Source organism: Bradyrhizobium sp. T-1 (assembly GCF_053592855.1).
Map to the genome: position 1 here is coordinate 6835746 of NZ_CM132115.1, position 14240 is coordinate 6849985.

Annotated in this window: 13 protein-coding genes; 5 read left to right on the plus strand and 8 right to left on the minus strand. The window is 60.7% G+C overall.

Annotated elements, in window-relative coordinates:
* Positions 1–17: 17 nt before the first annotated feature.
* The 4 genes from ACWAT4_RS32685 to ACWAT4_RS32700 are packed head-to-tail and all read right to left on the minus strand — an operon-like array spanning position 18 to position 4822.
* A complete protein-coding gene (locus ACWAT4_RS32685) occupies positions 18–1112 on the minus strand; it encodes an acyltransferase family protein (RefSeq protein ID WP_212426997.1) in 1095 nt (364 codons plus the stop codon).
* On the minus strand, positions 1109–2212 hold the full coding sequence (locus ACWAT4_RS32690) for an acyltransferase family protein (RefSeq protein ID WP_212427008.1): 1104 nt from the start codon (positions 2210–2212) through the stop codon (positions 1109–1111). Before ACWAT4_RS32690 ends, ACWAT4_RS32685 begins: the two co-directional genes overlap by 4 nt.
* A 10-nt stretch (positions 2213–2222) precedes the next feature.
* Positions 2223–3593 (minus strand): hypothetical protein, encoded by a 1371-nt coding sequence (locus tag ACWAT4_RS32695; RefSeq protein ID WP_212426996.1) that lies wholly within the window; start codon positions 3591–3593, stop codon positions 2223–2225.
* Positions 3594–3601: 8 nt separating this feature from the next.
* Positions 3602–4822: an acyltransferase family protein gene (locus ACWAT4_RS32700; protein WP_449729035.1), complete on the minus strand. Its 1221-nt coding sequence runs from the start codon at positions 4820–4822 to the stop codon at positions 3602–3604.
* A gap of 303 nt (positions 4823–5125) precedes the next feature.
* On the opposite strand from ACWAT4_RS32700, the gene ACWAT4_RS32705 reads away from it, so the two are divergent.
* The 3 genes from ACWAT4_RS32705 to ACWAT4_RS32715 all read left to right on the plus strand — a co-directional run bounded on the left by ACWAT4_RS32705 (position 5126) and on the right by ACWAT4_RS32715 (position 8685).
* A complete protein-coding gene (locus ACWAT4_RS32705) occupies positions 5126–5488 on the plus strand; it encodes a hypothetical protein (RefSeq protein ID WP_449729036.1) in 363 nt (120 codons plus the stop codon).
* A gap of 281 nt (positions 5489–5769) precedes the next feature.
* Positions 5770–6408, plus strand: a complete 639-nt coding sequence (locus ACWAT4_RS32710) for a hypothetical protein (protein ID WP_449729037.1) — start codon at positions 5770–5772, stop codon at positions 6406–6408.
* A gap of 27 nt (positions 6409–6435) precedes the next feature.
* Positions 6436–8685: a polysaccharide biosynthesis tyrosine autokinase gene (locus ACWAT4_RS32715; protein ID WP_212299851.1), complete on the plus strand. Its 2250-nt coding sequence runs from the start codon at positions 6436–6438 to the stop codon at positions 8683–8685.
* A 480-nt stretch (positions 8686–9165) separates the two neighbouring features.
* On the opposite strand, the gene ACWAT4_RS32720 is transcribed toward ACWAT4_RS32715, so the two are convergent.
* Positions 9166–10590, minus strand: a complete 1425-nt coding sequence (locus tag ACWAT4_RS32720; protein WP_212426993.1) for an undecaprenyl-phosphate glucose phosphotransferase — start codon at positions 10588–10590, stop codon at positions 9166–9168.
* Positions 10591–10933: 343 nt separating this feature from the next.
* Between ACWAT4_RS32720 and ACWAT4_RS32725 the strand changes: the two genes are divergently transcribed.
* Both ACWAT4_RS32725 and ACWAT4_RS32730 read left to right on the plus strand, forming a co-directional pair.
* Positions 10934–11212, plus strand: a complete 279-nt coding sequence (locus ACWAT4_RS32725) for a hypothetical protein (protein WP_449729038.1) — start codon at positions 10934–10936, stop codon at positions 11210–11212.
* 169 nt (positions 11213–11381) lie between these two features.
* The gene (locus ACWAT4_RS32730) at positions 11382–12116 is read left to right on the plus strand and encodes a metallophosphoesterase family protein (RefSeq protein ID WP_212299854.1); all 735 of its coding nucleotides are present in this window, start codon (positions 11382–11384) and stop codon (positions 12114–12116) included.
* An 82-nt stretch (positions 12117–12198) separates the two neighbouring features.
* Here the strand turns inward: ACWAT4_RS32730 and ACWAT4_RS32735 are convergent, their stop codons facing one another.
* The 3 genes from ACWAT4_RS32735 to rfbC all read right to left on the minus strand — a co-directional run bounded on the left by ACWAT4_RS32735 (position 12199) and on the right by rfbC (position 14192).
* On the minus strand, positions 12199–12621 hold the full coding sequence (locus ACWAT4_RS32735) for a hypothetical protein (RefSeq protein WP_212299855.1): 423 nt from the start codon (positions 12619–12621) through the stop codon (positions 12199–12201).
* 118 nt (positions 12622–12739) lie between these two features.
* Positions 12740–13636 carry a dTDP-4-dehydrorhamnose reductase gene (gene rfbD / locus ACWAT4_RS32740; RefSeq protein ID WP_449729039.1) on the minus strand — a complete coding sequence of 299 codons (897 nt, stop codon included), beginning with the start codon at positions 13634–13636 and terminating at the stop codon, positions 12740–12742.
* A gap of 1 nt (position 13637) precedes the next feature.
* Positions 13638–14192, minus strand: a complete 555-nt coding sequence (gene rfbC, locus ACWAT4_RS32745) for a dTDP-4-dehydrorhamnose 3,5-epimerase (protein ID WP_212299857.1) — start codon at positions 14190–14192, stop codon at positions 13638–13640.
* Positions 14193–14240 lie beyond the last annotated feature (48 nt).

Here is a 14240-nt window from a genome sequence, read left to right on the forward strand (position 1 = left end):
GTTGTCCGGCTCGAGGATCACGCCGGGCTGCGCTCCGCCCGCTTTCCGAACAGGGCGCTCCGGAATGTGCTGTCGATCAGCCGGCGGAAGCGGACCTCGATGAGCTCATAGCTCATGGCGCTGGCGATCAGCACCAGCACGGTCCCGATGATGACGAAACCCGACCACAGCACCCATCGATCGTAGCCGCGCTCGACCAGCTTCAGCCCCATCATCTGCAACGGAAACAGCATGAAGGGATGGACCAGGTAGAAGCTGTAGCTGATCTTGCCGAGGTATTGCAGCGGCTGCGCCTTGAGGATCCCGGAAACGCCGGAGCCCGGCGCAAGCACCATTCCGAACAGGAGGAAGCCGGGAACGAGGCTGACAAAGGGGTGAAAGAGGTCGAGCGCCGCATACATCGCGGCAAAGCAGATCAGGCCGGCAGCCAGTCCCAGCGGACCGGACGCAGGAATGCGGATGTTGGTGGCGCTGAACAGCATGCCGATGCCGAAGAACGCCGCGATCGGGAAATGCAGCAGGCAGATCACGGCGACCACCATCATCGGTGCCGCCAGCCACCAGTTCTTGAGCTGGATGACCGCACAAAACGTGAGCGCAAACCAGATGTAGAATGCCCATTCGTAGGTCAGCGTCCAGGCGTTCTGCTGGGCGATCGGCAAGCCGAGTGCATTCTGCAGGAAGAACAGGTTCGCGATGAAGATCTCCACGTAGCCCGGAAGGTCCAAGCCGCGGAAGAACTTGTAGCCGACGAACGGCCCGACCAGGAACAGCGTCAGGTGCAGGATGACGAACAGCGGCATGATGCGCAGAACGCGGTCGTAGATGAACTTCCCGATCGACGCATGCCTCACCAGGCTTGCCGGAATCAGGAAGCCGCTGATCATGAAGAACAGCTCGACGCCGTGCCCGCCCGAGTTGAGCACCGCTTGAAGCCACGGCCAGATCGGCGGCAGGAAGCCTGCGCCGGGAACGTCAGGCATACCGCCCTTCGGCATGTCACGAAAATGACAGATCAGGACGGTGAGCGCAGCGATTCCGCGCAATCCCTGAATTGACGCCACGAACGCGCCGCCGGACTCCGCGTAAGTTTTTTCGTTTTGGTTGCTCATTCGGCCCCCTGTCCCCGCAGCGACGGCTGAAGCGCGACTGCGGTAAATGCCTGCGAACGAAACCGGTGACCGAAGGCCACCATCGGCTTCTCCACAGCGAGATAGTTCAACCAGCTGACCAAGATCGACACCAAGCCAATTCCGACTACAAAGAGAGACCATTGGCCCGGGCTCTGACCCGTTCCGAAAACCTGCACGATCACCACGAGCACATAGGGGCTCATCAGGTAGACCGAATAGCTGATGCGGCCGACAAAGGACAGGACGCTCGAGGCCCCGCGCTCGCCGAGCGCGGCAAACACCAGGAACACGACGGCAGCCCCGATATAGGCGGCTCCCATGCCGTAAGCGCAGAAGAAATTGTCCTGATAATCCACACCATAGCGCCGATAGGCGCAGGCGGCCGCGTAGAGCACGTAAAGCAGCGTGCAGATCGCGACATGACGCCATTGCAGGCGCTCGCCGATCGCAGCATCGCGCACCACCTTGCCGAGGAACATCGCTGTCAGGTCCAGCATGAGCTCGAGCAGACCCCAGACGAGATGGTTCTTGACGAAAGGGAAGGCCGCGATGGCGGTCACAGAGGCGGCGACGACGATCAAAATGGCGGTCCAGCGCACCCTGAGAAGCCCGATCGCAAACAGCGCGATACATCCGACATAAAAGATCAGCTCAACGGCAAGCGTCCAATATCCGATGTTGAGGTTCTGGATGTTCACGAACATCTGCAACATGGTGATGTTGGCGACGATCTGCGACAGCGAAAACGCCTTCCCCTCGAACGTCGGCGCAATGAGCAGGACAACGACGATCGACATCCAATAGGCCGGATAGAGCCTGAAGAAGCGGCTGATGGCAAAGTCCCGGATCGGCGCGGAGCTGTTCGGAAAACTGTTCGGAATCACGAAGCCGCTGACGAAGAAGAACAGCACGACGCCGAACCGGCCGAAATTGAAGTACTCGCCGACCGCATTGTGGAAGATCCGGTAGTAGCCGCCGGCCGCCTGGTTCAGCACGACCTGCTCCAGCGCATGCTGGAGCAGCACCGACAGAACAGCGATGCCGCGTAAGGTATCTATGAATGCGAGCCGCCTGTGCATCACCGGTCCTTCAGCTCGATTCATTCAGCCGGGGCGTCGCTCCGCCCATTGCGGGCACGCCCTGGGCGGCGATGGTCGGGTGCAACGTGAGACGTCGTTTCGGCTTTCCGCCCTGGAAAACGAAGGAAGCCCGCCTCGAGAACACGCCGCTGAAGATGAACGACATCAGCAGCAGGCCCGACGCCGGCCCGTAGTCGGCCACGGTGATGCTGAAGATGTTCAGCACGAATGTGAGGGACAGTTTGTAGATGTCGGTCGTCAGCAACGTCGCACGGATGACGAAGAACATGAAGACGACGAAAGGCAGGCCAAACATCAGGAAGGTGACGAGATAGAAATTATCGACCGGGACCCAATAGGACGTCAGGTTCGAAAACTGATTCATCGGATAGTTGAAGCAGCCCACACCGCATCCGGTGATGTAGCCGATCGGCATCAACTGAGACATGAAGACGAACGGCTTCTGCCAACTGTTGTTGATCCGGTCGACCAGGCTGAAGAGAAACGCCTTTTGACCGACCGACGTCCCGCCAAAGACCAGGATCAGGAAGATCGGAACAAGGATCGTGGCATAGGACCATGCCGCCAACATCCTCAGAGTCGGGAAACGCATCTTTTCAGGCATTGCCCGGATGACGAGCAACGCGATGAGATACATCGCGAGAACGCCCATGGTCGTCTTACTCGTCGTCAGCTTCAACGCATAGAGCGCAAGCCCGCCGCAAATGAGGCACCACCACACGTTCTTTCGTATCGACGTCATGACGAAGCCAACCAGAATGAAGAGGCTGACGACGGTGCTGTCCTCGCAAAAACCGGAGAGCCGCTGCTCGGAGCCGGCCCACCACAGCCGCCCCGCCTGGCGCTTCACGCCGAACGCCTCATAGGTGTAATTGAGCCACGGCGCCTTCCAATGCGCCGACAGGACCACGCCGAAGATCGATGCGTAGAACAGTATCGACATCAGCAGCAGAAGCTTCTTGTAGGCAGCGGTGTCCGAATCGCAAAAGCTGAAGCCGATGAAGACAGGCAGGATCATCTTGAAAGACGAGGCGAACGCCGTGAAGTTGCCCAGGAAAAGATAGCCGATCCCGAGCGACAGAAAGATCCACACCAGCACGACCAGGGCAATGATGCTGCGGTTCTGGATGATACAGCGGTGAATGAACAGGAAGAGACAGATGAGCCCGAAAGCATCCGGTATGAACCAGATCGAGCTCAGATGGGCAATGTAGAGATAATATCGCGCGGCGGCCGAGAAATCGTCGCGCAGGAAATACGTCGCCATCGCAACGGCTTCGAGACTGAACGCCCCCCACATCAACAGCGGGAGTCGCAGGAGCGGCATCGTCCGGCGCAGCGCTAGCGTTGTCGTCGTCATATTCGTCCTTAGCTCGAAAGGCGTGTCGAGGGCTCGGCCGGCGCCGGCGAATACGCCACCGCTCCGCGGAAGATGTTCCGCACCAGCCTGGACCCGGGCAGTTCGATCCACCGATAGGTCAATTGCGAGAGAGCGAACACGGCGCCGAGCACGATCAGCAGGTTGAGCGTCGGCGCCAGCCCTGGATGGATGGCTTCCAGGTGGGCCACCGCCGGCTTGCCGGCGGCACGGACAAAATACTCGGCGAGCAGCACGACGAAGGCATGGACCATGTAGATCGAGTATGACCGTTGCCCCAGCCACAACAGCGGCCTGACCGTGAGCATGGGGGGAACGACAGCGGCCTTTGGAAACGCCAATAACGAGCCAAGCAGCACGGCAAAGGTTACGGGCGCAAGATAGCTGATCCACGGATAGGCTTCGGTCAGGGACACATGCGCCACGGCCGCAACTACGGCCGCAAGTTGAATGGCGCCCTGCAAGGCCGGACTGATGCCGCGTGGCAGTGCCCCGACTGCTTTCGCAGTGAGCACGCCGAGAAAGAAGCTCGTGAAGCAGCGCAGCAGCCCCCAATCAAACTGGACGTCCAGCTGAGGCGTCGCGACCACCGTCGTCAGCACCAACCAGCTGCCGAGCGCCAGCGTGGCGGCGGCGAAGTAGAACCAGGCAAGCGAATTGAGGCGCTGCGCGGCCAGCAGCATCAAGCCGAAGACGAGATAGGTGTAGAATTCGACGCTGATGCTCCAGCTCGGGGCATTCCAATTCAGGTACTGAACGAAGCCGAGCGAGTGCAGCAGGAAGACGTTCAGAAAGAACGAATAGCCGTTGTTGACTTCAAACGCCGCCGGAGCAGTCACGACAACGCCCGCCATCACCAGTCCGAGCCCGATGCGCGCGAGCCGGAACAGCAGCAGCACGAGAAGCATCACGATGTGCAGCGGATAGACGCGCGCGAACCGTCGAACCATGAACTCGCGCAAGGAGAAGCGCCCGAAATCGGTTTGCAGATAGCTCAATGACATCACGATGCCGCTGAGCACGAAGAAAAGATCGACCAGAAATCCGCCGCTGCGGAAGAACGCACAGTCGATCCACGCACGATTTGGAAACGCCGCAAGGAAAGTCGGCATCAGGATCACATGGTGAACGACCACGGTGACCGCGGCTATTCCTCGAATGCTGTCCAGGGGCAGGACATGCGCTTTCTCGCGATGAACCGGCACAGTCACGACAATTTCCTAGCACCCCGCAGCGCAGCATTACTACTGAGCATTCGACGCGAATACAATCTCCGCCGGCATTCGCTGCATGCATTTCGATCGAAGCAGTCGCCCGCACCATAAGCCGTGACGTCACGGTTGATTTGCCGCAGGCAACGCACCCGAACATGACGGTGAAGCGGTCGTTTGCCTGCAGGATGAGCAGCCTGCCCTGTGCAGAACAAGAAGCTCACCACGCAAAACACCTTTGCGTTGATGCTGCTCGCTTTGCGTGTTCGCGAACTGTGCAGTTAACCTGTTCATTCGGCACGAATGTGGCAAAAGCGCTCGCAAGCTCGGGAACTGGAGTACGACGCCAAGCTGCGGTTCTCGGAGTTGATCCTGTGCAAAGCCTCGCGGTTTGCGGCGATTTGGGCGAGCCTGTCTCGGTTTCGTCACACGTTCGTCAACAGAAACACAGTCGCGGCCTTCTTCGAAAGCTGCGCCCTGCTGTTTCTGCGACCATGGCTGCGCTACGACGCGCTCACCAAGCAACCTCAATTGATCGCGATGGGACGGCTACAGACCGCCACTCTCCTTGCGGTTGCAAGTATTCACGACCACAAGGGCACTTGGCGGCGCAGCTTTAGGACGGAGGCGTGGTGCTGGACATCGGTCGTTGACCGTTCGCCCTGAAATTGCTTCGGCGACGAATCGATGTCGATACAAGTCAGGAACTTCCCGCCTCTGCGTGAGTATAGGCGATCACGGGACTCAAGCTTCGAGAGACGCCATTGTCGTTTGCCTATTCACTGTTCAATCCGGGCGTCTCACCGCTCATCTGCTCATCAGGAAATTCGTTGTGAATTTCAGGGGCTTTCCGACTATGTTTTGCACCGCACAAGAATTTGACATAGTTAAGCGCGACACTCGGTTTGAGCGAAGTCTTGCGCCGAGAAGTCTTGCGCCGATTTGAAATGAACGCGATGAATGGTTTGGCCCTGTCTCAACGACGACGATCTGCCGATCGGCCCATGGGCGGATTCTCGGATGGCTTTCGCGCGGCACTTGCGCTCGCAGTGCTGATGCTGGCGTGCGCCGCCAAGCCTTGCGAGGCTCAATGCGTCGAGCAGGGGGAGCGTGTCCCCGCCTCCATCCTGAAGGTCTTCCAGACCGAACCTACGTCGCTGCTGCGCGACCCCACCGTCCGCGGCGATCGCAACAAGCTCACGGGCCGTCTCGCCGCCTACGTCGTAAGCGACATCACAATCCTGCCTGCAGTACGCGATCTCGTCAGCGAATCTTCCAACGTCGAGCGCAATGCGATCGGCATGGCCCTGCGCCGCGCGCAGCTGATCTGTGTGCCTCGCAAGCCCGAGACTGCGCAGAAGATCAGCCAGTTTATTCAGAAACTGGCGGACTCGGCCGTGAGCGCCGGTTACTCCGCCGAGCTCGAGGCCGTCGAATTCAATCCGAATGCGGTGGCGTCCCCGTCGGCTGGAGGCACGCCGGGATCGTCGCCCCAAAAGCCTTCCAGCTCTGCGAACAGCCTCATGACTGGCGAATGGAGTACGGATGTCGGCGATCCGTTTGCTCCAGCGCCGCTCCCCCAATAGTTTCACGTCAGGTCGATGAACATTCAGATGTATCAGCCCAGAGAGCAATTCCACGTGCAAGAGAGATCCGCCCTGGAGTTGGCGGGGTCGAGTCTCAGTCTCGAGCGCATCATCGGCATTTTGCGCCGGCAGTGGCCGGTTATCGCTGGGGTCGCCGGCGTCGCGCTGGCGATCTGCCTCGTTTACCTGCTGACGGCCACGCCGATGTATACGGCGAACACGCGCATCCTGATGGACACGCGCCAGACGCAGGTGCTCGACAAGGATAACGGCACGTCCAACGCGCTGATCGACCCCGGCTTCGTCGACAGCCAGGTCGAGATCATCACCTCGGACGATCTGATTCGGTCCGTCGTCCGTCGCATGAACCTGACGGAAGATCCCGAGTTCAACGGCTCGGATCCGGGCCTGCTGCCCGGCATTATCGGAAAGGTCATCGGACTGTTCGGATCGGACGGGCCCTCGTCGAAGGAACGCATCGAACGCGGAACGGTCGCCGCAGTTGAGAACAACCTCAAGGTCGAGCGCCTGCTGACGACCTACGTCCTGTCGGCCAGCTTCCGCTCGCGGGACCCCGACAAAGCGGCCCAGATCGCCAACGAGATCGCTGATGCCTATATCGTGGGCGCCCTCGACGCGAAGTACCAGTCCACCAAGCGTGCCAGCGAATGGCTGCAGCAGCGCAGCGCCGAGCTGCGCGAGCAGGCGACCGCCAGCGACCGCGCCGTGCAGACCTTCAAGAGCCAGAACAACATCGTCGGCACCAGCCGCGGCCTGATGAACGAGCAGCAGCTCACCGACGTAAACACGCAGCTCATCCAGGCGCGCGCGGCCACCTCCGAGGCCAAGGCGCGGCTCGACCGCATCGAGGCGATCAGCGACAAGGATATTGCCCAGCCGACGGTCACCGACGCGCTGAACAATCCCGTGATCACCCGCCTGCGCGCTCAATACCTCGATCTGTCGGCGCAGTATTCCGACTGGTCGGCCCGCTATGGCAAGACCCATCAGGCCTCGGTCAATCTCGCCAACCGCATGGAAGAGCTGCGCAAGTCGATCGCGGACGAAGTCAAGCGTATCGGCGATGCCTACCGCAGCGATTACGAGATCGCCAAGAGCCGCGAGACCTCGCTGGAGGAAAACCTCAAGAACCTGGTCAGCCAGGCCGGCAACACCGGACAGGCACAGGTGAAGCTGCGTGATCTGGAAAGCGCTGCCGACACCTACCGCAACCTGTACAACAGCTTCCTGGAGAAGCAGCAGCAGGCAATGCAGAATCAGAGCTTCCCGATCAGCGAATCTCGCATCATCAGCACCGCTGTGAAGCCGGACCGCAAGAGCTCCCCCAAGACCGTACTCTCGCTGATCGGGGCCTTGTTCGGTGGCCTCTGCTTCGGCCTGGGCGCCGCCTTTGCCCGCGAGATGCTGAGCGACGTGCTGCGCTCGCCGATCGAGGTCGAGGACGAAATCGGTGTCAAATGCCTCGGCGTGCTCCCCGCCATCGGGACCAAGGCAATGGGCTTGCCGAAAATACGCGGATCGCGATCGTCCGATGGCGCCCCCGTCGAGGCCAGCGGCCAGCTGTCGCGCTACGTCATCGATCATCCCTTCTCGCGCTATGCCGAGACCATGCGTAACATCAAGGTCTCGATCGATCTCGCCCGCCTGTCGCGGGAGGTGAAGGTCATCGGCATCGTGTCCTCGCTTCCGAAGGAAGGCAAAACCACGGTTTCAGCCAACTTCGCGCACCTCACCGCATTCACCGGCAAGCGCGTGCTGCTGATCGACGGCGACCTTCATACGCGCTCGCTGACCAAGGAGCTCGACCCGACCGCCAAGAGCGGTCTGCTCGAGTCGCTCAAGAATCCACAGTCGGTCGGCCACCACATCCGGCGCAGCGCAGAGACCGGGCTGGATTTCCTGCCCTCCTTCGCCGTTTCGCGCATGGTGAACTCCGCCGACATCATGGCCTCGAAGGCGATGGCCGACCTCTTGACCTTGCTGCGTAACGAATACGACTACATCGTCATCGATCTTGCGCCGTTGATGCCGGTGACCGATGCCAAGGCCATCAGCCACCTCATGGACGCTTACGTCTATGTCATCGAATGGGGCCGCACGACGCGTACGGCCCTGCAGGAGTCGCTGTCGAGCTCCGAAGGCATTCAGAAGAAGGTGCTGGGCGCCGTTCTCAACGGCGCAAACCCGAAGATGCTGAAGCGCATCGAGGGCTACAAGGGCTCGCACTACAACGCCTACTATGTCGAAGGCGCCTAAGACCGAAGGCGGTACATCTCACGGCTCGCGCTGGTTCGCGCGCGGCGCCAATTATTTGCTGGCGGCCTCTGCCTTGCATGGGCGGTGTCGATCGTCCCCACCCGTCCGGTCCGACCGTCTCGCGGGGTGCCCGGCAAATCGCCGCCGGCGAGAGCTACGATGCACCTCTGCTGAGGCGCATCGTGACGGAACACCTGCCCGCGGCTTAGCGCCCGTGCGAACCGAACGGCGATTTCGGGAACTGCTTGTCCTGCAATTGTCGGCCGCCGACATGACCATCCAGGCGGATGCGGATGTCGGCGCCGTGCAGCGGATGAGCAGGATCCTGTTGGAATGTGAGAAACGCCGGGGTGGCTGAGAGCGTTCTGGTCTGGCCGGCGGCAACTCTCGGCCACCGCGGGATCAGAACGCCTCGCCAACTCGCCGGTTGATGCCGCAGAAGAATGGCTCTGCCGCCCGACGGACCGAGTTCCGCACCGCTCAGTAGGCTTCCTGATGGACCAGCGCCAGCGCGGTCTTCAGGATGATCCTGATATCGAGCCAGATGCTCCAATTGCTGACGTACCAGACATCGTACTCAACCCGTTTCTCCATCAGGTCGATGGTCGGCGTCTCGCCACGGAAACCGTTGACCTGGGCCCAACCGGTCAGGCCCGGCTTCATGTGATGCCGATACACGTAGTTGCTGATCAGCTGGTCGTAATAATTGTCATGCGCGAGCGCGTGCGGTCGCGGCCCGACCAGCGACATCTCACCGCGCAGGACATTCCAGAGCTGCGGCAACTCATCGATGCTGGTCCGTCGCAAGACGCGGCCAACGCGGGTGACCCGGGCGTCAGACCTGGTCGCCTGCGTCACGGTGTGGCCGTTCTCGGCCACCGTCATGGACCGAAACTTCCAGATTTGGAATGGCTTGCCGTTGAACCCACGCCGGGACTGCTTGAAGATCACATTCCCGATCGAGTCGAGCTTGATCATGGCCGCAGCCGTCACCAGCAACGGTGCCAGCAGCAACAGGGCAAACGAGGCAAGGCCGATGTCGAGGCAGCGCTTCTGCGCGCGCTCGAACACAGTGAGCGGCGCACGTTGGATTTCGATGGCAACCGTTCCGCTGACGGGTTGGAACGGGCGGGAGACGAGATCGGCGATCGGAAAGTCAGGCAACAGGCGGATCGGCTGGGGAACCACGCGCAAGTGCTGGCTCAGCTTCTGGAGCAGAGGCATTTCGTCCCAGTCGATGACCAGAAGATATTCCTCGACATCGGCCGCGCGCGCCTGACTGACGATGTCGCGAATCTCGTGATCCCACCCCGCGCCTTCTGCGGATGGCCCGAGGACGAAATGCCGCACGACGTTGAAGCCGTGCTTGCGCAGATCCTTGAAACGGCTCGACGTGAAATCGAGCGGCTTCAGGCTGAGCAGCAGGATCTTCCGGTCGACCAGACGGCCTCTGGCGTAGCTCGAGTTCAGCGCTATGCGCCACAGGACCCGGAGCCCGCCCAAGGCAACGCTGCCGGTCGCGGCAAACAGCAACGTGGTTCCGCGCGACAGATCGGCCGACGATTTGAGCAGGAACGCCTCGACCGCGAGAATGGTCAATGAGACGACCCAGATCGCCAGCGTCTTGCGGAGCTGCCACACCGTGCTCAGGAAGCGATGATGATCATAGACGCCCTGGAAATACGAAATCGTCACAAACACCGCAGCGACGACGAGGCCCGCACCAACCGACGAATCCTGCTCAGCCACGAGCATGCGATACAAACCACTCGCTGCGAAATAGCTGAGCATGAGTGCAAGGAAGTCGCCCGCGATCAGGGCGATCTGGAGGGGGCGTTGGAGGGCTCCACCACGGTTCGAGACAACCGAATAGAAGTTTTCCGAACCGTAAGTTGCTACAGCCATCCGAACCTCGCTGCCTAGTCACGCACTCGCAATCGGAAATTGCAAGCAGTCCATTAAATTTGCGATGCGTCTTGGACAGTGTCTTAACCAAACAAAGCAACATTGCGGCACTGCAACGAAAAAATCAAAACGATTTTTTGCAATGCGATACTCGCATACGCGCATGCTCAATGTGCTGTCACACGCGTGACATTCAGCGCAGCATCGCGCCGCGTTTCGCGCCAGATCGCGCTAATTTTACACATCATTGCGCGCACATTTGAACGGTTGCTCAACCCTGTTGCTTAAGCCGCCCTTAGGTCGGCATCGTTCACACTCACGGCTGTTTCGGGGGAGTTGTACCGTGAGTGCCGTCGCCGTTTTGAGTCTGCTGATCGGATCGTTGCTTGGGAGCCGATTCCGGATTTTCGTCCTGCCTCCGATCATTGTTCTCGGTGCCGTGATGATCGGCACCGTCTGCGCACTCTACGGCGAGGGACCGGCTCACGCGGTCGTTACGATCCTGGTCTTTGCTACAGTGCTCCAGCTCGGCTATCTCTGCGGCGCGATCCTCGTCCGCTCTCGCGCAGCGGCGTATCGCACCAAGGCCGCACCGTCTTTCGACAGCCGCGGCTTCAGCTGATCGAAGCCCGGCGTGGCAGATCGACGCCTCATCAAATGGCAGGAGTAATGCAACCGTCGCGCGAGTTGGCGTTCACATTGGCGTGGGCCAAAAAACCACTCTCGCTGACTCGAATTGGTCGATAGCATATTGACATCTCGGGCGAAGCTCTCTCCAAGGGTTGGACCCCATGGTCACGATCCCGACACAGAACTCGCCCCGGCCGAAGCTGCCGAACGGCGTACGGATTTACGCACTCAGCGACATCCACGGCTGCGCGCATCTGCTCGAACAGATGTTCGCTGTCATCGATGCCGACATGGCGAACAGCCGCCCCTATCGCGCGATCGAGGTCTTTCTCGGCGACTACATCGATCGCGGACCGGACTCGCGTCACACCCTGGATCTGCTGATCGACCGCAGCCGCCGCCGCAACACGGTCTTTCTCAAGGGTAATCACGAGGCCTATTTCACCTCGGTGCTGGACGATCCCTCGCGCACCACCGACTGGTTTCAGTTCGGCGGCCTCCAGACCCTGATGTCCTACGGGATCTCGGCGGCCTCCGATCTCAGCAAGGATGAACAATCCGATCTCGTGCGCGAGCTCACGACCGCAATGCCGCCGCAGCACATCGCGTTCCTGCGTCAGTTGCGGCCGACATTCACATGCGGCGACTTCTTCTTCGTGCATGCGGGCGTTCGTCCGGGCATCCCGCTGTCCGAGCAGCGTGAGCAGGATCTGCTCTGGATCAGGGACGAATTTCTCCAGAGCAAGAAACGTTTTGGGAAATACGTCGTGCACGGCCACACGCCCGTGCGCCAGGCCGAGTTGCTCGAGAACCGCGCCAATATCGATACCGGAGCGTATGCCACCGGCAACCTGACGCTGCTGTCTATACAGGGCAACAGCATGCTCGCGATCTAGGTGGCGTTTTCGAGCGAAGTGGATACCGGTTCGCGTCAAGAAAACGCATCAAAACAAAAATCCGTCGAGCCTGCGCGCGCCGTCAGTTGGCCTGGCTTACCGGCGGCCGGTATTCCGGGAATCGGCTGAGCATCGCCGCCTTCAGGAATTTGAAATGGGCGATCGAAGCGCTGAGCTCCTTGAGCCTGCGCTGGCCGTTCAGGATTTCCTTGTCGAACAGATCCTGGTGGTGATTGTCCAGCGCCTCGCGCTCCAGATATTCATCATCACCATTGCCGATTGTCACGGCTGCACGTGCCAGCACGTCTTCCACCCGGCGATTCAGGCCGGATTGCTCGCGCTCCGCCGCATGCAGCGCCTCCTCGATTGCGACCATGATCGCCTCAACGCGCGTGCGATCGGTTTCGGCGTCGCGCTCGGGCGAGCGGGCGCGAAACGTCTGCTCTCCGCCGAAACGATCTTTCAGGAAATTGTGGGTTCGGGCCCGCAAGAAGAGCTGAAACATGCGTGCATTTCCGGTTTCGAGGCGCCAGACCGGAAAATGGGCCCTGGATGGTTAACAAAGGCTAAAGGCCACAGAACGTTATGCTGCGGCGCGGCCCCGTGAGCCGGGCGGAGGACGTTCAGATCGAGGCCTTCAGGGCATCCAGCTCACGATCGAGCGCCTGCTGCCAACTCGGCGGCGTGATGCCGAACCGCTCGCGCAGCCGCGTGAGATCGAGGCGGGAATTGGACGGCCGCTTCGCCTTCACGGGAAATTCGTCCGAACGGATCGGAACAATTTCCTTCACGGCGAACGTAGCGCCCCTCGATTGCAAACCGGCAACGATCGCAGTCGCAAAGCCGTGCCAGCTGGTCTCGCCGGCGCAGACCAGATTGACGACGCCACTTCGTTGCTCGAACGTCTTGCGGAGGTCGTCGTCGCCTTTGGGGAGCATCGCAACCACCGCTTGCGAAATCGCACTGGCTGTCGTCGGCGCACCGACCTGGTCGGCAACGATGCGCAGCTGCTCGCGCTCTCCGGCGAGCCGCACGATCGTCTTGAGGAAATTTGCCCCGGTTGCAGCGTACACCCAGGACGTGCGCGCGATCACATGCAGCGCGCCCGCCTCGGCAATGGCCTGGTCGCCCGCGAGCTTGCTTTGGCCATACACGGAGAGTGGCGCCGGCGGACTGTCCTCGCGCCAAGGGCGATCGCCGGAACCGTCGAAGACGTAGTCGGTCGAAAAATGCACCAGCGGCACGCCGCGGGGCGCGGCCCACTCGGCAATTGCCTTGGGAGATTCAGCGTTGATCCGAAACGCGAGCTCTCGCTCGTCTTCCGCGCGGTCGACAGCCGTATAGGCAGCGGGATTGATGATCAGATCCGGCTTGATCGAGTCCAGCTTGCCGGCAAGCTCGTCCGGCCGCGACAGATCGAACTGATCCCGCAACGGCGCAACGATATCGGCTCGCTCCCGAAGCAGCGGAAGCAGCGCTCCGCCCACCTGCCCCGCAGAACCCGTCAGCAGGATCCTCATGTCAGATCTCCCCGTAACGCGGGAGATTCTTCACATCTGCGAGCAAAGGCGCATCGGCATCCTTGGGCGACAGCGAGGGATCAGCGAGGCCCCAATCGATACCAATCGCCGGATCGTTCCAGCGCACAGAGATCTCGTCCTTCGGGCTATAGAGCGCGTCGCATTTGTAGAAGAAGTCAGCCGTCTCGGAGAGAACGGCGAAGCCATGCGCGAAGCCGCGAGGAACCCACAATTGCCGCCGGTTGTCCTCATTCAATTCAACCGCCACATGACGGCCAAAATTCGGGCTACCGACGCGCACATCGACGGCCACATCCAGGACCCGGCCGCGAAGCGCCGTGACCAGCTTGCCCTGCGCGCCTGGATTTTGCAGGTGCAGCCCACGCAATACGCCATGACGCGAGCGTGACAGATTGTCTTGGACGAAGGGCTGTGCAACACCGTTCTGCGCGTAGCGCTCGAACTGGTAGGTCTCCAAGAAAAAGCCGCGTTGATCGCCGAATAGCTTCGGCTCGATGATCAGAACTTCGGGCAGGTCTGTCTTGATAACGTTCATTCCAGCGACTTCAGCTCCGTGCGCACAACAATCTTGTGCAGCGCACAC